The 24,203-nt window shown below is 55.9% G+C and carries 26 protein-coding genes; 13 read left to right on the top strand and 13 right to left on the bottom strand.

Features of this window, described 5'->3' with window-relative positions; all coding sequences use genetic code 11:
- Position 1 precedes the first annotated feature (1 nt).
- From AO242_RS12215 to AO242_RS12200, 4 genes are all read left to right on the top strand, one after another.
- A complete protein-coding gene (locus AO242_RS12215; RefSeq protein WP_099268863.1) occupies positions 2-235 on the top strand; it encodes a hypothetical protein in 234 nt (77 codons plus the stop codon).
- Positions 232-693: a hypothetical protein gene (locus AO242_RS12210; RefSeq protein WP_099268862.1), complete on the top strand. Its 462-nt coding sequence runs from the start codon at positions 232-234 to the stop codon at positions 691-693. The genes AO242_RS12215 and AO242_RS12210 overlap by 4 nt, the downstream gene beginning before the upstream one ends.
- Before the next feature lie 91 nt (positions 694-784).
- Complete coding sequence (locus AO242_RS12205) at positions 785-1,132, top strand: hypothetical protein (RefSeq protein WP_099268861.1); 348 nt, start codon at positions 785-787, stop codon at positions 1,130-1,132.
- A gap of 38 nt (positions 1,133-1,170) precedes the next feature.
- On the top strand, positions 1,171-1,986 hold the full coding sequence (locus tag AO242_RS12200; RefSeq protein ID WP_099268860.1) for a YfdQ family protein: 816 nt from the start codon (positions 1,171-1,173) through the stop codon (positions 1,984-1,986).
- Positions 1,987-2,043: 57 nt separating this feature from the next.
- Here the strand turns inward: AO242_RS12200 and AO242_RS12195 are convergent, their stop codons facing one another.
- The 5 genes from AO242_RS12195 to AO242_RS12175 form a co-directional block, all read right to left on the bottom strand.
- Positions 2,044-2,586, bottom strand: coding sequence for a hypothetical protein (locus AO242_RS12195; RefSeq protein ID WP_099268859.1), 543 nt, complete (start codon positions 2,584-2,586; stop codon positions 2,044-2,046).
- Positions 2,587-2,778: 192 nt separating this feature from the next.
- Complete coding sequence (locus AO242_RS12190) at positions 2,779-3,213, bottom strand: hypothetical protein (protein WP_099268858.1); 435 nt, start codon at positions 3,211-3,213, stop codon at positions 2,779-2,781.
- Between the two features lie 10 nt (positions 3,214-3,223).
- Positions 3,224-3,631, bottom strand: a complete 408-nt coding sequence (locus tag AO242_RS12185; protein WP_099268857.1) for a hypothetical protein — start codon at positions 3,629-3,631, stop codon at positions 3,224-3,226.
- A gap of 186 nt (positions 3,632-3,817) precedes the next feature.
- Positions 3,818-4,036 (bottom strand): hypothetical protein, encoded by a 219-nt coding sequence (locus AO242_RS12180; protein WP_099268856.1) that lies wholly within the window; start codon positions 4,034-4,036, stop codon positions 3,818-3,820.
- A gap of 35 nt (positions 4,037-4,071) precedes the next feature.
- Complete coding sequence (locus AO242_RS12175; protein WP_099268855.1) at positions 4,072-4,272, bottom strand: hypothetical protein; 201 nt, start codon at positions 4,270-4,272, stop codon at positions 4,072-4,074.
- A 104-nt stretch (positions 4,273-4,376) separates the two neighbouring features.
- Between AO242_RS12175 and AO242_RS12170 the strand changes: the two genes are divergently transcribed.
- Positions 4,377-5,495, top strand: coding sequence for a DNA-methyltransferase (locus AO242_RS12170; protein WP_099268854.1), 1,119 nt, complete (start codon positions 4,377-4,379; stop codon positions 5,493-5,495).
- Positions 5,496-5,509: 14 nt separating this feature from the next.
- Here the strand turns inward: AO242_RS12170 and AO242_RS12165 are convergent, their stop codons facing one another.
- The gene (locus AO242_RS12165) at positions 5,510-5,776 is read right to left on the bottom strand and encodes a hypothetical protein (RefSeq protein ID WP_099268853.1); all 267 of its coding nucleotides are present in this window, start codon (positions 5,774-5,776) and stop codon (positions 5,510-5,512) included.
- A gap of 85 nt (positions 5,777-5,861) precedes the next feature.
- Here AO242_RS12165 and AO242_RS12160 point away from each other — a divergent pair, with 85 nt between their 5' ends.
- Complete coding sequence (locus tag AO242_RS12160; protein ID WP_099268852.1) at positions 5,862-6,725, top strand: hypothetical protein; 864 nt, start codon at positions 5,862-5,864, stop codon at positions 6,723-6,725.
- Between the two features lie 22 nt (positions 6,726-6,747).
- Here the strand turns inward: AO242_RS12160 and AO242_RS12155 are convergent, their stop codons facing one another.
- Positions 6,748-7,410 (bottom strand): hypothetical protein, encoded by a 663-nt coding sequence (locus AO242_RS12155; protein WP_099268851.1) that lies wholly within the window; start codon positions 7,408-7,410, stop codon positions 6,748-6,750.
- Positions 7,411-7,470: 60 nt separating this feature from the next.
- Here AO242_RS12155 and AO242_RS12150 point away from each other — a divergent pair, with 60 nt between their 5' ends.
- Entirely contained in the window at positions 7,471-7,776 is a 306-nt protein-coding gene (locus tag AO242_RS12150) for a DUF4406 domain-containing protein (protein WP_099268850.1), read from the top strand.
- Between the two features lie 150 nt (positions 7,777-7,926).
- Here AO242_RS12150 and AO242_RS12145 read toward each other — a convergent pair whose 3' ends face one another.
- On the bottom strand, positions 7,927-8,142 hold the full coding sequence (locus tag AO242_RS12145) for a hypothetical protein (RefSeq protein WP_099268849.1): 216 nt from the start codon (positions 8,140-8,142) through the stop codon (positions 7,927-7,929).
- 183 nt (positions 8,143-8,325) lie between these two features.
- Between AO242_RS12145 and AO242_RS12140 the strand changes: the two genes are divergently transcribed.
- From AO242_RS12140 to AO242_RS12130, 3 genes are all read left to right on the top strand, one after another.
- Entirely contained in the window at positions 8,326-8,535 is a 210-nt protein-coding gene (locus tag AO242_RS12140) for a hypothetical protein (RefSeq protein ID WP_099268848.1), read from the top strand.
- A 247-nt stretch (positions 8,536-8,782) separates the two neighbouring features.
- Complete coding sequence (locus AO242_RS12135; protein ID WP_099268847.1) at positions 8,783-9,985, top strand: tyrosine-type recombinase/integrase; 1,203 nt, start codon at positions 8,783-8,785, stop codon at positions 9,983-9,985.
- 12 nt (positions 9,986-9,997) lie between these two features.
- Positions 9,998-11,584: an ABC-F family ATPase gene (locus AO242_RS12130; protein ID WP_099268846.1), complete on the top strand. Its 1,587-nt coding sequence runs from the start codon at positions 9,998-10,000 to the stop codon at positions 11,582-11,584.
- A 212-nt stretch (positions 11,585-11,796) separates the two neighbouring features.
- Here the strand turns inward: AO242_RS12130 and AO242_RS12125 are convergent, their stop codons facing one another.
- Positions 11,797-12,924, bottom strand: coding sequence for a lactonase family protein (locus AO242_RS12125; RefSeq protein WP_176560611.1), 1,128 nt, complete (start codon positions 12,922-12,924; stop codon positions 11,797-11,799).
- 173 nt (positions 12,925-13,097) lie between these two features.
- On the opposite strand from AO242_RS12125, the gene AO242_RS12120 reads away from it, so the two are divergent.
- Both AO242_RS12120 and AO242_RS12115 read left to right on the top strand, forming a co-directional pair.
- Positions 13,098-14,309 (top strand): MFS transporter, encoded by a 1,212-nt coding sequence (locus AO242_RS12120; RefSeq protein WP_099268844.1) that lies wholly within the window; start codon positions 13,098-13,100, stop codon positions 14,307-14,309.
- Positions 14,310-14,415: 106 nt separating this feature from the next.
- Entirely contained in the window at positions 14,416-15,174 is a 759-nt protein-coding gene (locus AO242_RS12115; protein WP_049827046.1) for an endonuclease/exonuclease/phosphatase family protein, read from the top strand.
- Between the two features lie 207 nt (positions 15,175-15,381).
- Here AO242_RS12115 and glgB read toward each other — a convergent pair whose 3' ends face one another.
- The 3 genes from glgB to AO242_RS12100 are packed head-to-tail and all read right to left on the bottom strand — an operon-like array spanning position 15,382 to position 22,976.
- On the bottom strand, positions 15,382-17,613 hold the full coding sequence (gene glgB / locus AO242_RS12110) for a 1,4-alpha-glucan branching protein GlgB (RefSeq protein WP_099268843.1): 2,232 nt from the start codon (positions 17,611-17,613) through the stop codon (positions 15,382-15,384).
- Positions 17,613-20,936, bottom strand: a complete 3,324-nt coding sequence (treS, locus tag AO242_RS12105; RefSeq protein WP_099268842.1) for a maltose alpha-D-glucosyltransferase — start codon at positions 20,934-20,936, stop codon at positions 17,613-17,615. Before treS ends, glgB begins: the two co-directional genes overlap by 1 nt.
- 12 nt (positions 20,937-20,948) lie before the next feature.
- A complete protein-coding gene (locus AO242_RS12100) occupies positions 20,949-22,976 on the bottom strand; it encodes an alpha-1,4-glucan--maltose-1-phosphate maltosyltransferase (protein WP_099268841.1) in 2,028 nt (675 codons plus the stop codon).
- Positions 22,977-23,323: 347 nt separating this feature from the next.
- On the opposite strand from AO242_RS12100, the gene AO242_RS29410 reads away from it, so the two are divergent.
- Entirely contained in the window at positions 23,324-23,500 is a 177-nt protein-coding gene (locus AO242_RS29410; protein WP_164581897.1) for a hypothetical protein, read from the top strand.
- A gap of 9 nt (positions 23,501-23,509) precedes the next feature.
- On the opposite strand, the gene AO242_RS12095 is transcribed toward AO242_RS29410, so the two are convergent.
- A complete protein-coding gene (locus tag AO242_RS12095; protein WP_099268840.1) occupies positions 23,510-24,040 on the bottom strand; it encodes an MgtC/SapB family protein in 531 nt (176 codons plus the stop codon).
- Positions 24,041-24,203: the final 163 nt, after the last annotated feature.

Raw genomic sequence — 24,203 nt, 5'->3', positions numbered from 1 at the left:
CATGACAGACAACTTCATCCTTGCCGCCAACCAACGGCAATCTCAACTGGAGGCGGCGAAAGCTGCCTTCTTCGCATCTGGCGGTCAGATGCAGATCGGCCCGGGCGTTCCGGACCACCCGCTGCCCCCAGTCCGAAAAAGCACCATCGATCCTGAGACGGTGCTCAAGCGGAAGAAGCCAGCGCTCAGCCGCACTGAGCGAGGCACGCTGCGCAAGATGGCGGCCTCCATATGAAACGGCGCAAAGCCAATAACTGTTTCGCACGGGCAGAGCGCAGTTGCCGGGCCCTGCTCAACACAAACCACGTCGCCGTCGTGAACATCGATCCCAGTGGCCTGCAGATCATGGTGAACTGGAAAAGCCACAAGCAGATCCGCAGTCTGGCGATCGCCAACGCCCTCTTCGACTTCTCCTACCGCTGGACGATCTACATCAGCGCCATGTGTAGGGACGAGCGCGGCGTTGAGTACGTCAAGTCGGTGGAGATATCGCCCGAGGGTATCTACAAGGTCGAGCACCTGACAGATGCCATCGAGCACTACTACCTCGAGCTGCGCGGTAGCTGCAATCCCAACCACCTGGTGGCGTCGGGGTGGATCGCTATACCGGCTCAGGTTTCACTGGACGAGGCGCAGGCGGCAAGTCTGTTCTACGCGGCCGGTGCATGGCATCAGGCGAAGGTCGCTGCATGAGACGCCTGCAACATCGCGCCAACCATCGACGCCGCTCCCTTCAATTATCCATCCCACCCAGCGGGCTAAAGGCCCTTCCGGAGAAATGCCCATGTCTACCGCAACCGATACCGCCGAGTTTCTCGAAGAACTGAACGGCGGTGCTTTCGCCAGCCAGATCGGCCACGCCCTTTCCGAAGTAGCCGCCGGGGTCGTTGACCATGGCAAGGCCGGAAAGCTGGTCATCACCCTAGACTTCTCCCAGATCGGCGAATCGCACCAGGTGAAGATCAAGCACAAGCTCGACTACAAGGTGCCAACCAAGCGCGGCACCCGCAGCGAGAACACGAGCCTCGACACGCCGATGCATGTTGGTAGCGGCGGCCGCATCTCGTTGTTCCAGGAAAAGCATGACCAACTGTTCAGTCGCGACGAAGCGCCAATCAAGCCGCGCACCTGATCGCCCGCATCAAACCCTTCCCCACCGAGACCTGAAATATGTCCCTTACGAAAGAAGCTCTACAACTGATCACCGATACCGCGTTGATCGCCTCCGCAAAGGCGCTGGAAACGAATACGCCGACAGTCGTGCTGCCTGAAGGCGCAAAGATTGTCAGTCTGGAACAGTTCGGCGCTGGCCGTAGCCGCTTCCGTGGCACCTTCTCCACCAACTCGCTCCTGGACTTCAGCAAGTACGTCATCGACCGCAACGTCGCCGACGCACAGGGCTTCATCAATCAGGACGAAATGACCTGCTCAGTGCTGTTCAACCTCGGCACCGAAGAAGTGCCAGGCCATGCAGACGACCGGGCCGTGTTGAAGCTCAAGGCGACCGCAGGTTATCAGGCCGTGCAAGCAATCAACGGCCGGGCCATGTCGCAGAAAGACATGAGCGATTGGATCGAGGACTGGCACAGCACTCTGTCAGCCGTCGGCCAGGACAATCAGGACATCAGTCTGGTTAAAGCCATCGCAGCCGTACGCACCATCTCGGTGAAGGCCACTTCGGAAAGTGATCACACCGTCAGCGAGACCCGCGCCAGCCGCAGCGCCATGGACGCCATCGAGGCAACCAGCAAAGAAACGCTACCGACATCACTGATTTTTACGGTAGTGCCGTTCGAAGGGCTGTCGGTTCGCGAAATCATCCTTCGTATCTCGGTGATTACCAGCGGCGCGCAACCAGCTTTGAAGCTGCGTTGGGTCGGCGAGGATGTGCAGCGAGAGGAAATCGCGCAGGAGTTCAAGTCAGTGCTGGACGCACAAATCGGTGAAGCAGCAAAGCTGGCTCTGGGTTCATTCAACCCGAGCTGATCGTTTAGGATTATCATCCGCCACTAGATAACGACTAGGTGGCGGGTTGTCCAAGGCTCAGGAGAGGCCGAAATAGATACCGTTTCCCATAAATGTGTTTCCGAGGTGCATTGATCCACTGCCATCATCAATCGAGAACAACACGGACCTCTCCAATAGAACAGACTTTAGCTGTTCAAGCTCGATGGGGTCACTGGGCAGCTTGACCATCAAATGTCCAACACCATGCTCATCTAACGGGTTGTTTGCATGAAGGATCTCATAGCCTGCGAGCCCTTGAATGAGATCACGATAACCGCCGATCATGCGGCCGCTCTCCTTGAGCTGCGCTATTAGGGTGAACACAACGGCATATCCAGAATAGACGACTTCGGGAGATGGTTTTTCCTTCCATTCGTTCGAGGAGTCCGAATCAACCCAATGCGGCCCTATCCCGAAGAAGTCAGGATGAGACTGGGAAATATGAGCAAGCTCATATGCGGACTTGAAGGTCGACCCGATTTCTAAAGTTGGCGACGTAATCGCGAGTACAAAACCACCCGCTAAAGCCAGCTCACGAAAATAGGCAGTAAGCCCACCCACCGGTACTAGAGTTTTCATCAATCACTCCTCATACGGCTCCATGCCGGTCACCCGTAATACCCCAACTCAAACCAAATAGCCACTGCGTTACACCTCTTCACCAGAAGCCGAACGCAGTATAAATAGCCGGATATTGGGTGGCCCGGCCAGCGAAGAATGTTAGCGCAATCAGCTCACAGCAAATCGCCCACCCTTATCACAACTTTTTTACTAATTCGGCGGCAGCGGATTATTACGATTGGGAGTTGTTCTCTTCGGCTTTTTAACGGCATCCTCCACACCCAGGTCAACCAGCCTAGTATTTATCAGGGCAATCTGAGTTTTCTTTATCGCCTCATTATACTCATTCACTACATCCGCGTCGGCATGATCAACCTTCATATATTCGATACGTTGTGCGGAAAGACTGTCGTAGTGGGATCTCAACAACATCTTTCTGTAGGCAAACCTGCAGTACTTCAATGAAATATCGATGAAATTATTAATTATTATAGCTGCGACTGGTGAGGCGTACAGACACAGTGTCCGCGCATCGCTACTCTCAGGCATTTTCTGCACGAAATAGAGCAGTACAGCGGCAATACATCCCGCGGACGCGTCCGCTAAGGCTAACGGGGGCTTTTTGCTTTTTTCTAGCTCGTCCATGACTGCGCCCCTAGTCGTCAGACCGTAAAACTTTTACAAGTTCTTTGAGCGCCACATGCATGGCTGGAATTGAGTCCTCGATAAAATCCTGTAAATTGGATACATCGTACAGAAACTGCTCGCAAGAAAACTGCGCAGATTCGTCATCAAAATAGACCTTCACACATTTTATATTCTCATTGACGTACTGAACGGCATTGAATCGCCTCATAGGATCTATGTCATCCACGAAGCCGGAAATACCAAAAACTACCGCTATATACGTTGGTGTTTTTTCATCAAAAACTAGTCTATAGATAAACCCTTCTTTATCATGAAAGTATACTGCGTCATCTTCAACACTTGAAATTTTATAATTCAGGCTCAACAGTAAGCTTTCATACTTAGAAGAGAGGCGGCTATCTCTTAGTTCAACCACAATAAAGGCTCCAGTCTAATCAATATCGATGAAATGTCTGACTATACAGCAGCTAGCATGCCGTACAATAGTCGGCTGGCTGCACCTAGTGCGCATCGCCCGCCGCACTACTCGTCACATAAGGGCAGCATAAAGGCATCCTGCAAGCGGAGCCCCAAGGGGAGGCAGATTGCCTGAAAGCCTGAGCTAATGATCAACCAGATCGAAGCCTTTCACCATGTCGCGGCAGTATCGAATCTCATGCACAGCACCTGGCTTGAACTGGTCGAGCCACCCTGCTTCCTCATCGGCCAGATCACTCGCCGCTTGCTCTGACAGCTCGTCGATATCGATACCCATGCTCGCTGCTGTAGCGAATACAGCAACGAGCGCCTGCTTCAGTTCCATTGCGTGCTTGTCGGTCATGTCGGAACCCTCGTGGGTTTAGACTTAAGTTTGCTTCACGCAGATTCAATAGAGTCGGCAGTCACCTCAATTTCACTGACGGCCCAAGCAACATCCTCTGCTCCATAGGCTGCGTCGTTGAGCATCCAATCGATCGATGCCTCGCATAACGCTTCCAGCTCCAATCCTTGCTTGATAGCGGTGGCAAGTACGGCTTTTAACGCCAACCTAGACACCTCTTCCGTGCTTGCGCCCATGACTCACTCCTTTGGGTTGAGCTTTAAGCATAGCCCATTACCTCTTCAACAACTTGCGCCACCTCATCCGGTAACGGGAGGGCTGCGCCTAACTGGAATCCGATATGAGTCAGCTCCACCAGATACTGGTTGGCGACTGCATCGAGATGATGCGGACGCTGCCAGACCAGTCAGTGCAGACATGTGTGACTAGCCCGCCCTACTTCGGTCTGCGCGACTACGGTGTCGAGGGTCAGATCGGGCTGGAGGAAACACCGGCTGAATTCATTTCCCGCCTGGTGGAAGTGTTCCGTGAAGTTCGTCGGGTGCTGCGGGACGACGGCACGGCCTGGGTGAACATGGGCGACAGCTACGCAGGAAGTTGGGGCGCGCAAGGCAGGCCTCAAGGCGCCGGCCAGATGTCCGGACGCAGCGTCACGTCAGCCCGCCAGATCAACGAACATCCCCGTTTCAAATCCGGTACCGGCGTGCGCGGCCGAGAGATGGGTATGAAGCCAAAAGATTTGATGGGTATGCCTTGGCGCTTAGCGCTCGCGCTGCAGGACGATGGTTGGTACCTGCGTCAGGACATCATCTGGAACAAGCCCAATCCGATGCCGGAAAGCGTGCGGGATCGGTGCACGAAGTCGCACGAGTACATTTTCCTACTCAGCAAATCGAAGAAATACTACTTCGACCAGGCCGCGATCCTTGAGCCATGCTCGCCGAACACTCACGCCCGGCTTTCGCAGGAGGTTCAGGCGCAAATAGGTAGCGAGCGGGCCAACGGCGGTACCAAGAGCAACGGCAACATGAAAGCGGTAGCCCGAAAGTCAAACGGCGTCGGCTGGGGTCATGGCACCGATTCAGATGAGCGCCAGCGCGGGCGGATCAAGGATAACGACTCCATGAATTCCGCATTGGCGATCATGCCCGCGGAGCGCAACAAGCGAAGCGTATGGACCGTGTCCACTCACAGTTTCAAAGGTGCCCACTTCGCAACCTTCCCGCCCGATCTGATCCGGCCATGCATTCTGGCTGGAGCCCCGCGCGGAGGTGTAGTGCTTGATCCGTTCGGCGGGGCCGGTACCACGTCGCTGGTTTCGATGCAGGAGGGCCGGCGGTCAATTCTTTGCGAGTTAAACACAGCATACGCAAAAATAGCGCAATCTCGCATAGATGCCGCTTGGTTAGACGGCGCGACGCAAATGGATGTATTTCATGACGCACTACCAGCTGTTTAGTTAGAAACTGAAAACTAAACGGGCTTCATCTTAGATAGGTCGTCAGCGAATAGCTTTGCATACCTCTTTGTTTTGGCGACCGCATCTTCGTAGCTGCTCCATGTATCCCGAATGGAGCTAGCGTTGAAATGCTTACTTCTATCGGCATTCGCGACATCAATGCGAGCCGCGGAAGGAATGGAGCCGTCATTGCCCCATGCGAACATGATGAATACGTCGAAAGCACCAATCTTATCTATGATATTCCTTTGGTCCTTTGGATCAAACACATCTTCTAACATTGTTTATCTCCTGTAATCCGGCTCCATGCCGGGCCAACACAAATACCCCACTTCAACGAATCACGCCACACCGGCGAGGACGCAAATGACCCCCTACCTGATCACAGGACCGGCCCAGATCGGGCTCAGTGGTGGCCGAACCAGCGGCCACATGGCTTGGAAAATACTGGAAGCACACGATTTCAATCTGCCTTCTGATGTTCACTTCTTCTTCCAGAACACCGGCAAAGAGCGCGAAGAAACCTTGGTTTTTATTGACCAAATGTCAAAACGCTGGGGAATAAACGTCGTGTGGATGGAGTGGTGTCGTGTGTACGGCCAGCCTGACGATGCACAGTGGTACAAGCTTGTCGACTTTGAAACCGCCAGCCGCAACGGCGAACCATTCTCCATGATGCTCGACTATTTCGCCGAATACCGGAGGCAGGAAAAAGGCCTCCCAATGTGGCTGCCGAATTTTTCTAACAATGCGTGCACGGCTTATCTGAAGATCAAGATCGGCGAAAAGCACATGCTATCTCTGGGCTACGACCATTGGGACTGTGTGGTTGGCATTCGAAAGGATGAGCCCGGCCGGTATCACCGCATGATGGCTGCCAACGCGAAGGGTGGAGCCCGCTGGGAAAGTGTCTGTCCATCCTACACCGCGGGAGTCATCAACGACGATGTCGCAGCCTTCTGGGAGGCTCAGGACTTTGACCTCGGAATGGACTCTGACCTGGGCAACTGCGATCTCTGCTGGAAAAAGAGAGAGGACAAGCTTTTCAAGGCCATCCAGGCAGAGCCAGAGCGCGTTATCTTCTGGTCCGGACTGGAGGAAAAATTCAACCAGGTCTTTCGCATGGACCGGCCGAAGTACTCCCACCTTGCGTGGTATGCCGAGAACTATAAAGGTCAGATGGATGCCTTCGGTTATTCCGAAGACATCGACTGTTTCTGCGGCGACTAAACAGAAGACTTTATATAATCATTTATTTTGGTCTAGCGCAGCTCGCCAGTAAAGCATCCGCTGCATCAGATAAATTACTTCTGGCGTTATAGATCAGCTCTAGTCGAATGACTCGCTTCTGAAAATACTCATCATACTTATCAATTGGCTCATCGATCATTGCCCCGCAACGAGTACTGAAAGAAATGATCTCCGATTCGCCGAAGCTAACCTGATTCATGTATTCATAATAGCTTTCTGAGAGTCTATCAACCTCTTCAGTAGACAGATGATGCTTCAAAACCAAGTATGCCGACTCCATCCTGCTTTTGCTCTCACTTGCCGCCGCCCTATAGGTGTCCGACTGATCGTGAAACCAGTTATCAATATGTTTATTCTTCCAAACTTCATCGATCAGATCATAACCGGCAGCCACATACCAATAACTGTTCCAGGCACCCTGGCATGCGGCATGAAAATCGCGAACCACTTGATATTTTTCGGTATGCGAAAATTGTGTCTTCCAGACATTTAGAGCGGAAACGGCAACAATCGCAGCTATCGTAGTTGAGATAACCCCAACAATCTCAAAAAAATCGTGGATATTACTCACCAACCAAAAATTACTGGGGAATATAAGTTTCGACCATACAACCCCGGCTAAAAAAACACCCAGACACAGCAATAGTTCAAAGCTAAACTTCATCTATTTACTCCAGCCAATGCTGGCCAATGCTAGCAGCTAAACAGCACGCGAGGTATAACAATGCTCATTGAAAATAATTCAGGGGGCCCATTCAGGCATAACGGCTGCACCTTTCACAGCATGACCGCCAGCCTGCGCGTCGGCGGTCAGACCGTCGAGCTAAACCCTGAGGGTGGCACTTGGCATGAATGCATGCGCAGCGACATGGAGCAGATGGTTCGCTGCGACCACGTGGCCACCCTGCCCGGCTGGGACAAATCGCAAGGCGCACAGCTGGAAGTCTACATCGCCGATCGCCTGGGCATTCGCGACAGCCCGGCGCACACCATCACCGAATACCAGGTGCAACCATGCTCAAACCTCTGACAGCCAGACACGCCGAATGGCGAAGCCTAATCGTCAACAAAGAAGATGACGATCAGGCCCGCAATCATTAGAACAGCAACGACCAATACCAGAATGGACCAGATGCCAAGCTCGTCCATGGGGTACTCCCCAATTTAACGAGCTGAAGGGCTAGCGGCATCGAAGTCGTGCCACCAAAAGCGACTCGTTTATTACCCTATCAGCAGCCCAAGCGATGAGATTGGAGCCATCTTCGCTTTCTCCATCACCGAGCAATTCCATCTTTGCCTGTAACGCCAAGGCATATGGATCGAAACCCAGCCTGAATGCTGCGCTGAATACCGCTACGAGTGTGTGGCAGTAAATGCCTTCCTGTGTGGTGCTCATCATTCCTCCTTGATCCTTTTCACCAGCCGCCAGCACTCCATTGGTGGCCTCCAATATTCAGTGAAGCTTGCTTTACCTCGCACCACAAACATTCGACCGGTGCACGTCGCTATTTATGACGGCCGGTGTAATCACACTATCCCTACGTCAAGCTTGCCGGTGATCGGCGGGCGAGGATTCGCTATGCCGGTATTTATTTGCGCGGCTACAAAAATCGGTAAATGCAACACGCTGGGTGACCAGATTCGCGTCAAGGCACTGCGTCTAGGCGGCGGTTGGAGTGAGGTTCGCGAGGATCTCGCCAACGAGGCAGAGAGATGGTTTGGCAGGGAGCCGGTAAAAACGCATGAAGACTGGCGCTCAGTCCGCGCCGAAGTATTCCGAATCGAATAACCCCTTCTGCCGCCATAGGGCGGCGTGGAGCAGCACGCCTCCAGACCAACGAGGACGCAATCATGGCCGCCCAACAGAAAATCAGCGACTTACCAGAACCGGACAAACTTACTGAGAAGCAAATGGCCGACCGCCTCGGTACGACCGTTAAAGCACTCCAGGCAAGGCGCAGTCGCGGACAGATACCCAATGGCATCTGGAACAAGATCGGAAATCACATCATTTACAGCGTCAGGAGATATGACGAATGGCTAGAAAGTCTATGGGTCTCCCCGCCGGGCTTGATCTCAGGGGGGAGACATTCCGTTTCAGGTTCAGTTGGAACGGGAAGCGTTGCTCCGAAACGCTCACGTATCCCCCCACGAAAGCGGGGATCCAGGCTGCCACCCGTTTTAGAGATCAAGTAGTCGGTCTGATCAAGCACGGTTTGATGACGGACCAAAAATACGCCGAGCTGTTTCCTGACTCGGCAATTGCTGCCGATGCGACAGTTCTATTCGGCGAATACGTTCAGCTCTGGCTTGATGGGAGAGAGATCGAGGAAGGTGCACGCAGCAACTATGTTGGCACCATGAATTTGTACTGGATGCCTCACTTGGTGCTGACTCCGGTCAGCACCATCACCACCATGATGCTCAGGCGCATCATTGGCAAAATTGATTGGTTCTCACAAGGAGTGAAGCGTAACGCGATCACCAAACTGAAAACCATTTTGGATGATGCCGTTCGCGAGGATCTGCTGGACAAAAACCCGGCCGAGCTTCTGGACATGCCAAAGCGGAAGGCACCCAATCCTGACCCACTGACCATAGACGAGGCCAACCAGATTATCGCCAGCCTTTACGCTGCCGAGCATTGGCCCAGCCACATTTATGCGGCGTTCTTCGAGTTTGCTTTTTTCACCGGCATGCGACTTCAGGAAGTCATCGCGCTGCGTTGGGACGAGATTGATTTCGAAAAACGCCAGGCCCGCGTATGCAGAGTGATCGTACGGGGCGAGATCAAGGAGCGCACCAAGACACGAAAAAACCGCTACGTACTGCTGAACGATCGGGCAATTCATGCTCTTCGCTTTGCACAATGCTATCTGGAGCGCAGGAAAAATGGGAAAGGCAAGCTAAAGGACTTTCCGTACTGCTTCCCGCCGTCAAAGAACACTGTGCACATTCGCCAGACCTCCGACCTTCATAAGCAATGGATTCCTACGCTCATCAAATTGGGGGTGCGACATCGCCCGCCGTACAACTGTCGTCACACTTATGCGACAATATGCATAATGTCTGGAATGAATCCCTCTTTTATCGCCCAACAGCTCGGACACTCAGTCCAGATGCTGCTCTCGACATATGCGCGCTGGCTTAGCTCAAGTGGCGATTGGGGTGAGATGGAAAAGCTTAATATTGGTCCAGAGTTGGTCCAAGGCACAAACCAGAGCCGCGTAACTAATTGAAAGGTAAGGTAATTGATCTCCACAGCGAATATCACCATGCAGTTCGGCGCCAAACCCTTGTTCGAGAACGTCTCGGTCAAGTTTGGTGCCGGTAACCGTTACGGCCTCATCGGCGCCAACGGCTGCGGTAAATCCACCTTCATGAAGATCCTGGGCGGCGATCTGGAGCCTTCTGGTGGGCAAGTGATGCTCGAGCCGAATGTGCGTCTGGGTAAATTGCGTCAGGACCAGTTCGCCTACGAAGAATTTACCGTGATCGATACCGTGATCATGGGCCACGAAGAGCTGTGGAAGGTCAAGGCAGAGCGTGACCGCATCTACTCGATGCCGGAAATGACCGAAGAAGACGGCATGGCTGTCGCCGAACTGGAAACCGAATTCGCGGAAATGGACGGCTATACCGCCGAATCCCGTGCCGGTGAATTGCTGCTGGGTCTGGGTATCGGCATCGAGCAGCACAACGGCCCGATGAGCGAAGTTTCGCCGGGCTGGAAACTGCGCGTGCTGCTGGCTCAGGCACTGTTCTCCGATCCTGAAGTGCTGTTGCTCGACGAACCGACCAACCACCTGGACATCAACACCATTCGCTGGCTGGAAAACATCCTGACCCAGCGTAACAGCCTGATGATCATCATCTCTCACGACCGTCACTTCCTGAACAGCGTGTGCACCCACATGGCTGACCTGGATTACGGCGAGCTGCGTCTGTTCCCGGGCAACTACGACGAGTACATGACCGTGGCGACCCAGTCCCGGGAGCAACTGCTGTCGGACAACGCCAAGAAGAAAGCACAGATTTCCGAGTTGCAATCGTTCGTCAGCCGCTTCTCGGCGAACGCCTCGAAAGCCAAGCAGGCCACCTCCCGCGCCAAGGCAATCGACAAGATCCAGCTGGCCGAAGTCAAGCCTTCGAGCCGTGTCAGCCCGTTCATTCGTTTCGAACAAACCAAGAAGCTGCACCGTCAGGCGGTCATCGTCGAGCGCATGGCTAAAGGCTTCGACGGCAAGCCTCTGTTCAAGGACTTCAGCTTCCAGGTTGAAGCTGGCGAACGCGTGGCGATCATCGGCCCCAACGGTATCGGCAAGACCACCCTGCTTCGCACCCTGGTCAGCGAGCTGACTCCGGACGCCGGTAGCATCAAGTGGACCGACGCGGCAGAACTTGGTTACTACGCTCAGGATCACGCTCACGACTTCGAAAACGATGTCACGCTGTTTGACTGGATGGGCCAGTGGACTCAGGGCGAGCAGATGATCCGCGGGACCTTGGGGCGCATGCTGTTCTCCAACGACGAGATCCAGAAGTCGGTGAAGGTGATTTCCGGTGGTGAGCAAGGTCGCATGCTGTTCGGCAAGCTGATCCTGCAAAAGCCAAACGTACTGATCATGGACGAACCGACCAACCACCTGGACATGGAATCCATTGAAGCGCTGAACCTGGCGCTGGAAAACTATCCGGGCACGCTGATCTTCGTCAGCCATGACCGTGAGTTCGTTTCCTCACTGGCCACCCGCATCATCGAGCTGAGCCCGGACGGCGTAACCGACTTCAGCGGCACCTACGATGACTACCTGCGTAGCCAGGGTGTGGTGTTCTGATAAGGCTGCTTAATTTCTGAGCTTGCGAAACCGGTAGGAGCCAACTTGTTGGCGAGGCGGATTGTCAGGCAGTAAGGCTGTTACAGGAATGACGCATCGCGAACAAGTTCGCTCCTACCGGGGCATCACTACAGTTCCGCGACCTTGCACAGAGCCTCAAAACGCAAAAAGCCCGGTCAGTCTGACCGGGCTTTTTTATTTCCAGCTCTGCTCTACTTGATCTGCAGCACTTCAATCCACAGCGCGCCCTTACCCGACTCGGCCTCACTGACGCGCTTCAGTGCGCCTTTGTCGCCTACCCCATAAACACCCACCTTGTCGGCTTTCTCACCCGTCACCAATAGCCATTTACCGTTTGGCGAGAAGGCGATGTTGCGTGGCTGTTTCTCTTCCACCGGGTAGTTATCGAGAAAGGTCAGTGCACCGGTTGCACCATCGACCGCGAAGGCCGATACCGAACTGGTGGTGCGCTCAGTCATGAGCAGCAGCTTGCCGTCTGGCGACAAGCGCAGATCAGCCGCCCAGATGCGTGGCGTCGGGTCATCCTTCAGGTCGTTGTTGCTCGCATCCCGCACTTCACCATGGGCCAGTTTCAGACGCTCTGGAATGCCGCTGGCCTGGGCGACTTGAGTCAGTGCGCCGGTCTTGTCGTCAATGGAAAACGCAGTGACGGTGCCGCTCATCTCACCGTCGACAAACAGAAACTTGCCGTCGCTGGAGAACGCCAGATGCCGCGGGCCGGTTTTCGCGGGAACGCTGACAAAACCAGTGCCTATCGGAGCGAGCGCTCCGGTCTTTTCGTCCAGTCGGTATTGCAGCACGTGATCAGCACCGAGGTTGCCGGCGTAAGCAAAGCGGTTGCTGGGATCGGTGCGGACCGAGTGGGCGTGCGGGCCGGTTTTGTAGGTCTGAATTTTTTCGTCGGGCTTTTTCGCTTCGTCGATGGCCTGCACGGTAATGGCATCAGCCCCATAAGAAGCCCCCATCAGGAAGCGGCCGCTGCGATCAGTCGACAGATAAGCCAGACTTTCAGCCAGCGGGCCCCGGGACAGTTCAGTCAAGTGCCCGTTTTTCGGATCAATGCTGAAGCCCACTACCTGAAAAGGTTTGACCCGCAAGGCGGCGTACAACACTTTCCCGTCCGGACTGATGGCCATTGGATTGACCATGTCTCCTGCCTTTGTCTGCTGCACCAGGTTCAGCTTCCCGCTGGCTTCATCCAGACTGTATTGGGAAATCAGTCCGTCGACAGGGCTGGAGATATAAGCGAAGGTCGACGCATTGGCGTTCATGCTTAATCCGCAGATAACGGCCGCAGCCATGAGAAGAGGTTTGCTCACAGGAGGATCCTTTGTTTTTATGATTGTGGTCAGTCATCCTATGACCACTTGAGAGTTCCAGCAATTACTGTTTTACAGATTGTTGCGCCTTTACATCGTTAGCATGCTTTCATTTGTTTGCGGTCGAGGCCATGATGTGGTCACTCCCTACCGCCTGCCAGCGAAAGAGCCCCATGTCTGTTGCCACCCCGCCGCCCGTTGCACAGCCCAGCTCCATGACGATCACCCTGCAAATCGTTTCAGTGGTTTTCTACACGTTCGTTGCCTTCCTCTGTATCGGCTTGCCGATCGCGGTGTTGCCCGGTTATGTGCATGACCAGCTAGGCTTCAGCGCAGTCGTTGCGGGCCTTGTGATCGGCTCCCAATACCTGGCCACCCTGCTCAGCCGCCCAACGGCAGGCAAGATATGCGACACCATCGGCACCAAGCTCGCCGTGGTGTACGGCATGTCCGGTATCGCGATCAGCGGCGTGTTGACTCTGGCCGCAGCGCTGCTAGAACACCTGCCCGAAGTCAGCCTGACTATTCTGATTGTCTCCCGGCTGTTCCTGGGTGTCTCGCAAGGCCTGATCGGCGTGGGCAGCATCAGTTGGTGCATCGGCAAGGTGGGCCCGGAGCATACAGCACGGGCGATTTCCTGGAACGGTATCGCCTCCTACGGCGCCATCGCCATCGGCGCGCCGTTGGGCTACCTCATGAGCCATGAGCTGGACTTCTTCACCCTCGGTATCGCGCTGACGGTGATGGCCTCCCTGTCATTGCTGGTCATCCGCAAACAAACGGCGCCCCCCGTGATCAAGGGCGAGCGCCTGCCCTTCTGGTCGGTGTTTGGCCGGATTGCCCCCTACGGTCTGAGCCTGACCCTTGCGTCGATTGGCTACGGCACGATGACTACGTTCATCACCCTGTTTTATGTCAGTCGCGGCTGGGAAGGTGCAGCTTGGTGTCTGAGCGCATTCGGTGTGTGCTTCATCGCCGCGCGGCTGTTGTTCATCGGCGCGATCAATCGACTCGGCGGCTTCACCTCCGCCATTCTCTGTATGGGCGTCGAAACTCTGGGACTGGTGCTGCTCTGGGTGTCGCCCAACACGACATTCGCCTTGACCGGGGCCGGTCTGACCGGCCTCGGGCTATCGCTGGTTTATCCGGCGCTGGGCGTCGAAGCGATCAAGCAAGTGCCGTCCAGCAGCCGTAGCGCCGGGCTGAGTGCTTACGCCGTGTTCTTCGATCTGGCACTGGCCATCGCCGGACCGATAATGGGCGCGATTGCTCTGGGGCTGGGTTATTCGTGGATTTTCTTCTTCGCTTCACTGCTTTCAATTGGCGGGCTGGGCCTGACGGTACTGCTGTCGCGCCGCGCACAGGTCAGGGTTAGCGGGGCATAAAAAAGATGAACTGGAGCATCACGCACCAGTCCGATCTACATACCCCGTTTATAGGAGCATCCGCGTGCCCCCTGGCCCAGCTGGCGTAAGCGCCGACATCATGGACATGAGTGATATTCCCGATATTCATCGCTTGCGCGTGCTCACGGTGAATACGCACAAAGGCTTCACCGCGCTCAATCGACGTTTCATCCTCCCCGAACTGCGCGAAGCCGTGCGCAGCACCAGTGCTGATCTGGTGTTTCTCCAGGAAGTGCTGGGTAGCCATGAGCGCCACGCGTCGCGACACGCTGACTGGCCAGAAACGTCACATTACGAGTTCCTCGCTGACAGCATGTGGAGCGACTTCGCTTACGGTCGCAACGCGGTGTACCCCGACGGTCACCATGGCAACGCCATACTCTCGAAATACCCGATCCTGCAGCATCGCAATCTGGATATTTCCATCACCGGTCCCGAGCGCCGAGGCCTGCTGCACTGCGTATTGCAAGTGCCCGGCCACGATGAGGTCCACGCGATCTGCGTGCACCTGAGTCTTCTTGAAAGTCATCGGCAATTGCAGCTCGACCTGCTGTGCAAGCTGCTGGATTCACTGCCCAGTCATGCGCCGGTGATCATCGCGGGGGATTTCAATGATTGGCAACTGCGCGGTAACAAGCGCCTGGCGCGTTGCGAGTATTTGCACGAAGTGTTCGAGCGCCATCACGGCGCGCTGGCAAAATCCTATCCGGCACGTTTCCCGATGCTACGTCTGGACCGGGTTTACCTGCGCAATGCCAGCAGTCATGAGCCGCGGATTCTAGGTAACAAGCCCTGGACGCACCTCTCTGACCATCTTCCCTTAGCGGTTGAAGTGCATCTGTAACTGCGAACGTCTGAAAATAGGTTGTAGCGCAGCCAGCACATAACTATGTGGGAGCTGGGCTTGCCCGCGATATGGGCAACTCGGTTCACCTGAAACACGGCAGCGTCTGCATCGCGGGCAAGCACCACTTCCACAGGAGATCGAGGTCCATCTGTGGGAGCGGTGCTTGCCCGCGATAAGTGCAGCGCCGGCTTTCAGATTAAGCGATTACCCCTCACTCGCCTTAGGCTTGAGAATCAGCACCGCCAGCGGCGGAAGATTCAGCGAAAGTGACACTGGCTGACCATGGCTCTTAACCTCTTCAGTGTGCACACCGCCGCCGTTACCCAGGTTCGAACCTGCATACATTTCAGCATCGCTATTGAGCAACTCCGTCCAGTTGCCGCCGAACGGAACGCCCACGCGATAACCCTCACGCGGTACCGGTGTCAGGTTGGCTACCACCAGCAGCGGCTCGCCCTCCTTGCTCCAGCGCATGTACGCAAACACGCTATTGGCAGCGTCATCCCCGATCAACCACTGGAAGCCCATTGGCTCGGTATCACGCTCGTGCAGGGCCTTCTCTTCGCGATATACCCGATTGAGATCGCTGACCAGCTTTTTCACGCCAATGTGCTCGGCGTACTGCAGCAAGTACCAGTCCAGCTGTTCGTCGTGATTCCACTCACGCCACTGACCGAACTCGCAGCCCATGAACAACAGTTTCTTGCCCGGATGGGTCCACATGAACGTCAGGTAGGCGCGCAGGTTTGCGAATTTCTGCCAGCGATCACCCGGCATTTTATCGATCAGGGAATGCTTGCCGTGCACCACTTCATCGTGGGAAATCGGCAGGATGAATTTCTCCGACCAGGCGTACATCAGACCGAAACTCAGCTCGCCGTGGTGATGGGCGCGATGGATCGGGTCCTGCTGGATGTAATGCAGCGTGTCGTGCATCCAGCCCATGTTCCACTTGTAGGCAAAGCCAAGACCGCCCTGTTGGGTGCTCTGACTGACACCTGGCCATGCGGTGGATTCTTCGGCAATGACCAGCGTACCCGGTGCTTCCAGCGCGACCACGTCATTGAGGTGGCGCAGGAAATCAATGGCTTCCAGGTTTTCGCGACCGCCGAAACGGTTAGGCACCCACTCCCCGGCTTTACGCGAATAATCGCGATACAGCATCGAGGCCACAGCATCCACGCGTAGACCATCGATGTGGTAATGCTTGAGCCAGTGCAGTGCGGACGCCAGCATGAAGCCGTGCACTTCGGTGCGGCCCAGGTTGTAGATCAGCGTGTCCCAGTCCTGATGGAAGCCTTCCTGTGGGTTGGCGTACTCATACAGTGCCGTGCCGTCAAATTGCGCCAGACCGTGGGTGTCGGTAGGAAAGTGTGCAGGCACCCAGTCCAGGATCACACCGATCTCGGCCTGGTGACAGGCATCGACGAACGCAGCGAAATCTTCGGGCGAACCGTAGCGCGACGTCGGGGCAAATTGCGCCAGCAGTTGATAGCCCCACGAACCACCGAAAGGATGCTCCATGATCGGCATCAATTCGATGTGGGTGAAGCCCAGCTCCTTCACATACGGAATCAGACGATCTGCCAGTTCACGCCAGTTGTACTGACGCCATTGGCCTTCGTCGTTCTGCTCCATCTGCCAGGAGCCGGCGTGCAGCTCGTAGATCGACAACGGCGCGTTGGCGCCGTGACGGTCGCCACGGGATTGCAGCCAGTCGTTGTCGTGCCATTCAAAATGCAGCGGTGCCGACACTTTGGACGCGGTATCCGGTGGCAGAGTGGTTGCCAACGCCATTGGGTCAGACTTGAGTGGCAGAATCCCGTGAGCGCCCAGAATCTCGAACTTGTAGAGCTCACCCGGTTGCAGTCGGGGAACGAACACTTCCCAGACGCCGGTAGGATGGCGCAAGCGCATTGGGTGACGGCGACCGTCCCAATTGTTGAAGCTGCCGACCACCGAGACGCGTCTAGCGTTAGGTGCCCAAACCGAAAAACGCACCCCTTGAATGCCTTCGGCCGTGGTCACCTGTGCGCCCAGGCAACTGCTCAGGTCACGGTGATTGCCCTCGGCAAACAGGTACAAGTCCATCTCGCCCAGCAGCGGGCCAAAGCTGTAAGGGTCTTCAGTGATCTGCTCACCGCCCGCCCAGTTGATCTTCAGCAGGTAGGGCTGGACGTCGGGAAAGCGCCCGACAAAAAAGCCCGGCACCTCGCTCATTTCCAGCGCGCCCAGCTCATGCCCGCCTTCACGGGCAAGGACTGTGACGCTCAACGCAGCAGGCAGATAAGCCCGGATGATCTGCCCGTTGGCACCATCGCCATGTGGGCCCAGGATCGAGAACGGATCACGGTGTTCGGCACGGATCAATGCATCCATGTCTACGGCAGCGGGCATCAGTTGCAGACCCGCACCAGTTTTGTCAGGCGCATTCATCAAGACTCTCCATCAGACAGATTGAGCAGACCACGCAAACCTTGCAACGGCACGGACAACCAGGTCGGGCGGTTTTCAGCTTCGTAGACTACTTCATAAGCGGTTTTTTCCAGAGTGAACAACTCAAGCGCTGCTTTTTCACCCTTGGCGTCTTTCCAGGCATGGGCCAGTCCGGCAGTGGCCGAACCATAACCTTCGATGAAGGCAGCACGGGCCTGGTTCAAATAAGTTTCAGCCACACGGCGGCGCGCCTCAGCGGCCTCCGGCGACGTGTCGACGCTTTGTGCGCTGCGTACGGCCATGGCCGCCGCGTAATCAAAGGAACGCAGCACGCCGCTGACATCCTTGAACGGACTGTATTTGGCACGTCGCTCCTCAACAGATCGCGCCGGCTCACCTTCGAAATCGATCAGGTAAGCGTCGCCTTTGACCACCAATACTTGCCCGAGGTGCAGATCACCGTGAACCCTGATGCGCAGACCGCCCACCGAACGCTTGGCCAACGCTTGCACGTGGGCCAGCACCTTCTTGCGGTTGGCCAGCAAATCACTGACCAGTTGCTGATCCACCGGCTCCAGCGCCGCTTTGTTCTGCTCCAGCAACTTCAGCGCGTGTTCCATTTGAGCAGTGACGCTTTTACCGGAAGCCTGGCTGTCTTTGACACTGGTGACTTCCACAGCAAAGTCCGGGTTGTCGGTGGACGCCGCCAAAACCTGGTGCATCTCACCCAGACGCTTGCCGAGATTGCCTGCGAAATCCTCCAGTTCCAGCAGCGCGTTGTAGTGCTGCTCCTGGCCGGAAATACCGTGGGACATCTCATCGCGAACAGCCCGTTCCAGATTGTTCTGCGTCCATTCCCACGCATCGCCCTGGTTGCTCAGATAACCCTGTGCAATCATCAGCAAGTGATGCTGACCATCGTTGCCGACGCGCACCACGGAGCCCAGCAATGGCGAGATGTATTTGTAACCGGCGTTAGTCAGATAGGCGCCCATCTCCAGCTCCGGATGGATGCCCGGGTTGACCCGGCGAATCATTTTCAGCACCAGGCTGCTGCCGACGACCACGGAACTGTTGGACTGCTCGGCCGACAGGTAGCGAACTTCAGATTCACTGCCAAGACCCAGCGGCTGCAATTGAGAGGTGTGCTCGAAACGCAACTCCCCTTCACTGCTAGGCAGCACGGTCTGCACTTGCATGCCGTGTGCCACCGCACGAATAAAGGTTTCCAGTGTGAATGCATCGGTGACCAAACCCACCTGACGACCGCGACGCACGCGAGCCAGAGCCAACTGCTGAGGCAAGGCGCTGCTGATATCGTCTTCAGCCAGCATGCCGAACGGCAACTGGTAACGTGCGTGATGGTCGCCCGCCGTGACTTCGATTTCGCTCAGTAGTACCGGATGCGCGGCATCGCCAAAGCGCACCGCGTATGCGATATGCACCTTGTCGATGGCTTTGTCCTTGGCCGCAAACCAGCGACGCTTGGGCAAATACTGCGCCAGCGAATTCTGTTCCATCACCGTGCGCAAAGGTTCGTCGAGCAATTCTTCGAGGCGTTTTTTAAGGACCATAGTGGGGAAATCCGGGATGCTTTGCGCAGGCTCCACATGCCAGGAAGGCATCTGGTTTTCTGCAGCCAGCAGGAACCAATAGAAGCCGTAAGGCGGCAAGGTCAACAGATAATTCAATTGACCAATAGGCGGAAAGGCACTGCCGCCGAGCATTTCCACGGGCACCGTGCCCGCGTAGGCAGAAAGCTCCAGCTCGGCCGCCTGGGACGCGCTGGACATGTTGGCGACGCACAGAATGATCTCGGTCTTGCCATCCGCTCCGGTGTACTCACGGGTATAAGCCAGGATGCGTCGGTTACTCGGCGACAGCATTTTCAGCACGCCACGCCCGAACGCCTTCTGCTGTTTGCGCACTGCCAACATGCGCCGGTTCCAGTTCAGCAGCGAATGCGGATCACTGTTCTGGGTCTCGACGTTGACCGACTGAAAGCCGTACAGCGGGTCCATGATCGGTGGCAGCACCAGGCTCGCCGGATCGGCGCGCGAGAAGCCGCCATTGCGGTCGATGGTCCACTGCATCGGCGTGCGCACCCCGTCCCGGTCACCGAGGTAGATGTTGTCGCCCATGCCAATCTCGTCGCCGTAGTACAACGTCGGCGTACCTGGCATCGACAGCAGCATGCTATTGAGCAGTTCAACGCGGCGGCGATCACGCTGCATCAACGGCGCCAGACGACGACGAATCCCCAGATTGATCCGGGCGCGACGGTCAGCAGCGTAGTAATTCCACAGGTAATCACGCTCACGATCGGTGACCATTTCCAGGGTCAATTCATCGTGGTTACGCAGGAAGATCGCCCACTGGCAGTTGGCCGGAATTTCCGGGGTCTGGCGCAGGATATCGGTGATCGGAAAGCGGTCTTCCTGAGCCAGCGCCATGTACATGCGCGGCATCAACGGGAAGTGAAACGCCATATGACATTCGTCGCCGTTGTCACCCTTGGTGTCGCCAAAATACAGCTGGGTGTCTTCCGGCCACTGGTTGGCCTCTGCCAGGAGCATCCGATCCGGATAGTTGGCGTCGATCTCGGCACGAATCTGCTTAAGCACCGTGTGGGTTTCAGGCAGATTTTCATTGTTGGTGCCATCGCGTTCGATCAGGTACGGAATAGCATCCAGACGCAGGCCATCAATACCCATATCCAGCCAATAACGCATCACGTCCAGCACTGCTTCCATAACCTGCGGGTTATCGAAATTCAGATCCGGCTGGTGGGAATAGAAACGGTGCCAGAAATACTGCTCAGCGACCGGATCCCAGGTCCAGTTGGACTTCTCGGTATCGAGAAAAATGATCCGCGTGCCGTCGTACTTGTCGTCGGTATCAGACCAGACGTAGAAGTCGCGTGCCTTGGAACCCTTCTTGGCCTTTCGAGCCTTCTGAAACCACGGGTGCTGATCCGAGGTGTGGTTGATCACCAGTTCGGTAATAACCCGCAAACCACGTTTATGCGCCTCGGCGATGAATTTCTTCGCGTCAGCCATGGTGCCGTAATCACTGTGCACCCCTTTGTATTCAGCAATGTCGTAGCCGTCATCCCGCCGCGGCGACGGGTAGAAAGGCAGCAACCAGATAGTATTCACGCCCAGTTCGGCGATGTAATCCAGCTTGGAAATAAGCCCGGGAAAGTCACCGATGCCGTCGTTGTTGGAATCGTAGAACGACTTCACATGGACCTGATAGATCACTGCATCTTTGTACCAGAGCGGATCTTTGATAAAGGCCGCGCTCTTGGGTTTCTTTGCCATGGTCATTCCCTGTTAATTGGACTGGATACGCCAGATGCCGAAAGGCTGGTACGAAGGATCGAGACGCATGAACTGGGTCTTTCCATACCAGGTCCAGCGGTGTCCGGTCATCAAGTCCTCACCGGAAGTGGCCGCATCATCGGGTAAACCCATTTCCCACAGGGGTAATTCGAAATGCGCTTCCTGCGCATTAAATGGATCAAGATTGACGGCAACCAGCACAAAGTTGCTGCCGTCAGCACTGCGTTTGCCGAAGTACAGAATGTTGTCATTCCAGGCCGTGTAAAGCTTCAGACCCAGATGGCTTTGCAATGCCGGGTTCTGACGCCGAATGCGATTGAGCTGCGCGATCTCGGCAATGATATTGCCCGGCGCGGTGTAATCCCGAGGGCGCAACTGGTACTTCTCGGAATCCAGATACTCTTCCTTGCCCGGCACTGGTGCCGACTCACAGAGCTCGAAGCCGGAATACATGCCCCACAGACCCGAGCCCATGGTTGCCAACGCAGCGCGGATGAGGAATCCGGCACGCCCGGACTCGTGCAAAAAGTGCGGATTGATATCGGGCGTATTGACGAAGAAATTCGGCCGGTAGCAATCACGCCAAGGGGCCTGGTTAAGCTCGGTGAAGTACTCCGACAGCTCGGCCTTGGTGTTGCGCCAAGTGAAATAGGTGTAGCTCTGGGAATAACCGACCTTGCCCAACCGCGCCATCATCGCTGGCTTGGTGAAGGCTTCAGCGAGGAACATCACATCCGGATGCTGGCTGCGGACGTCATCAATCATCCACTGCCAGAATGGCAAAGGCTTGGTATGGGGATTGTCGACACGGAAGATTTTCACACCCTCCTCGACCCAGCCCAACACGACATCGCGCAATTCCAGCCACAGGCTCGGAATCGCATCCGGCGCATAGAAATCGACGTTAACGATGTCCTGATACTTCTTCGGCGGATTCTCCGCATAACGGATCGTCCCGTCCGGACGCCAGGTGAACCAGCCCGGATGCTGCTTGAGCCACGGGTGGTCCTGAGAGCACTGAATGGCGAAATCCAGGGCGATTTCCAGACCGTGCTCGGCCGCAGCCGTCACCAGATTACGGAAATCCTCGCGGCTGCCCAGTTGCGGGTGAATCGCGTCGTGGCCGCCGTCTTCACTGCCGATGGCATACGGACTGCCGGGATCATCCGGACCAGCCGTCAGGGAGTTGTTGGGACCTTTACGATGGGAACGACCGATGGGATGAATCGGCGGGAAATACAGCACATCAAAGCCCATGTCCCGAATTGTCGGCAACCGGCTGTGCACATCGTTAAAGGTGCCGTGGCGCTCCGGATCATCAGTGATCGAACGCGGGAACAGCTCGTACCAGCTGGCAAACTGTGCCAGCTCACGCTCCACATCAAGCGGGAACTCAATGCTGCGACTGAGGAACGCATGGTTGTCAGCCTGACTCATCAGCGCCGACGTTTCGCTGTTCAACAGCAGCGCCACGCGGGCTTCGGGTTCGGCTTTTTCCAGCTCGCTCAAGACACCCAGAATTTGCGCCTTCAGCTCGCCGGAACTACGTTCGGCAGCGTGCTCAAGGTGAATCCGGCCTTCAGTCAATTCCAGCTCAATGGAAACGCCTGCGCCAAACTTCTTCTCAAGCTCATAGCGATAACTGGCGAACTGATCGATCCACGCTTCGAGACGGAAAATGTATCGGCTGACGCTGGTCGGCGTGAACTCACCGGTCCAGCTGTCATTGCCCAGTTCCTGCATGGGGGCGCTGTGCCAGGTATCCTCGGTGACAGAACGCCAACGGATATGTACGGCCATTTTGTCGTGGCCGTCTGCATACACTTTACTGGTCACTGTCACGGGTTGACCAATAATGCCTTTGACAGCAAACAATCCGCCCTCAATCACCGGAGTCGTGTCTTCAATCACGATTCGCGGCAGCTGAAGGGCTTGGGTCAAAGGTAGAGGTCGAGTCGGGTTAGAAACATCACGGGCCAGGGAATCCGGGCCGTACGGCTGATCAGCGGTCACATTCATCGAGCATCACTCCTCACGCCCCACGGGGACGCTCCTGTGCAATCCATGCATTGACGATGGTCAGGCCGCCTTACCGCTGGCTACCTGAGCAAGAATTTTTGAGCGGCCACAGTCAACTGACTGAATCCGGCCTACTGGTTTCCGAGCGGTCCTGGACGGGAAAAGTTCAAAGAGGTTTGCAGTCGATGCACACATGCCGTGTGTCAGCTTAGACGCAGATCCGGGCCGCGCCTGTTAATCGCTTGAGCCATCCGTGATTACCTGCGGTCCAAAGAGGCGTGTCCAGAAAATGTCATATTGAAAACGCACTTGCCCCTGTGCATTTGCCAAACGTAGAGGTGACGCCAATGAGCATTCCTGTCCCAGCTGAAACCCCCGATCCGATGATCGATGATCCAGCCTTGCCTGAGCCCCCACCCGATCAGGAGCCGCCCTCGACTCCACCCGAGGTAACGCCAGGCCCTATAGGTGACCCGCCGCCGAACGAGCCACCGGCTGTGTTGGGCGAGGACTTCCCTGAATAGATTTGCTTATCAGGGTTTTTCCGAACCGTCCTTTTTGTCTGGATTGTCTTCTGCCGGGTCAATCTTGCCGACGACAATGGGCATCAGGTTCAGGATTCCCAACGCCAGGATGGTACTTAATACCGCTGTAGCCTCACGCCCCATCCCCGCCGCGATTCCGATCGCGGCGGTCATCCACAACCCTGCCGACGTGGTCAGGCCCTTGACCTGATCAGTATGTTGCGCGCGGTCCTTTAGGATCGTTCCGGCACCCAGAAAGCCAATCCCGGCGACGATGCCTTGAATGACCCGGCTAAGCGCAGCGTCATCAGCACCCGCCATGTGCGGAGCCAGGACAAATAAAGCCGCCCCCATGGCCACCAGCATGTGCGTACGTACCCCGGCAGCTTTGCCCTTGTGTTCCCGTTCAAACCCCAGAATCCCGCCCAGCAAGGCCGCGAGCGTGAGGCGAACCGTGATCCGGGTCAACTGTGAGGCATCAGTGATATCGGAGAATTCGGATTGCAGCGTTACCCAGACTTCTTGCCACCATGCGGTCATTGTTGCTCCTTGGAGTTCATGTACGGAACGCTACAGTATTTTTACGCCTCGCCCGTAGGACTGGCTTTAGCCGGGAGAGCTGCATTCCTGACCAAAACATTTGCTGAATGTGCAGGCCCTCTCCCGGCTAAAGCCAGTCCTACGGATCGGTGTTGATCATTAG

Origin of the sequence: Pseudomonas sp. ICMP 561, assembly GCF_002699985.1 — a bacterium.
Taxonomy (GTDB): Bacteria; Pseudomonadota; Gammaproteobacteria; order Pseudomonadales; family Pseudomonadaceae; genus Aquipseudomonas; species Aquipseudomonas quasicaspiana.
This window is presented reverse-complemented; position numbering and strand designations above follow the sequence as displayed.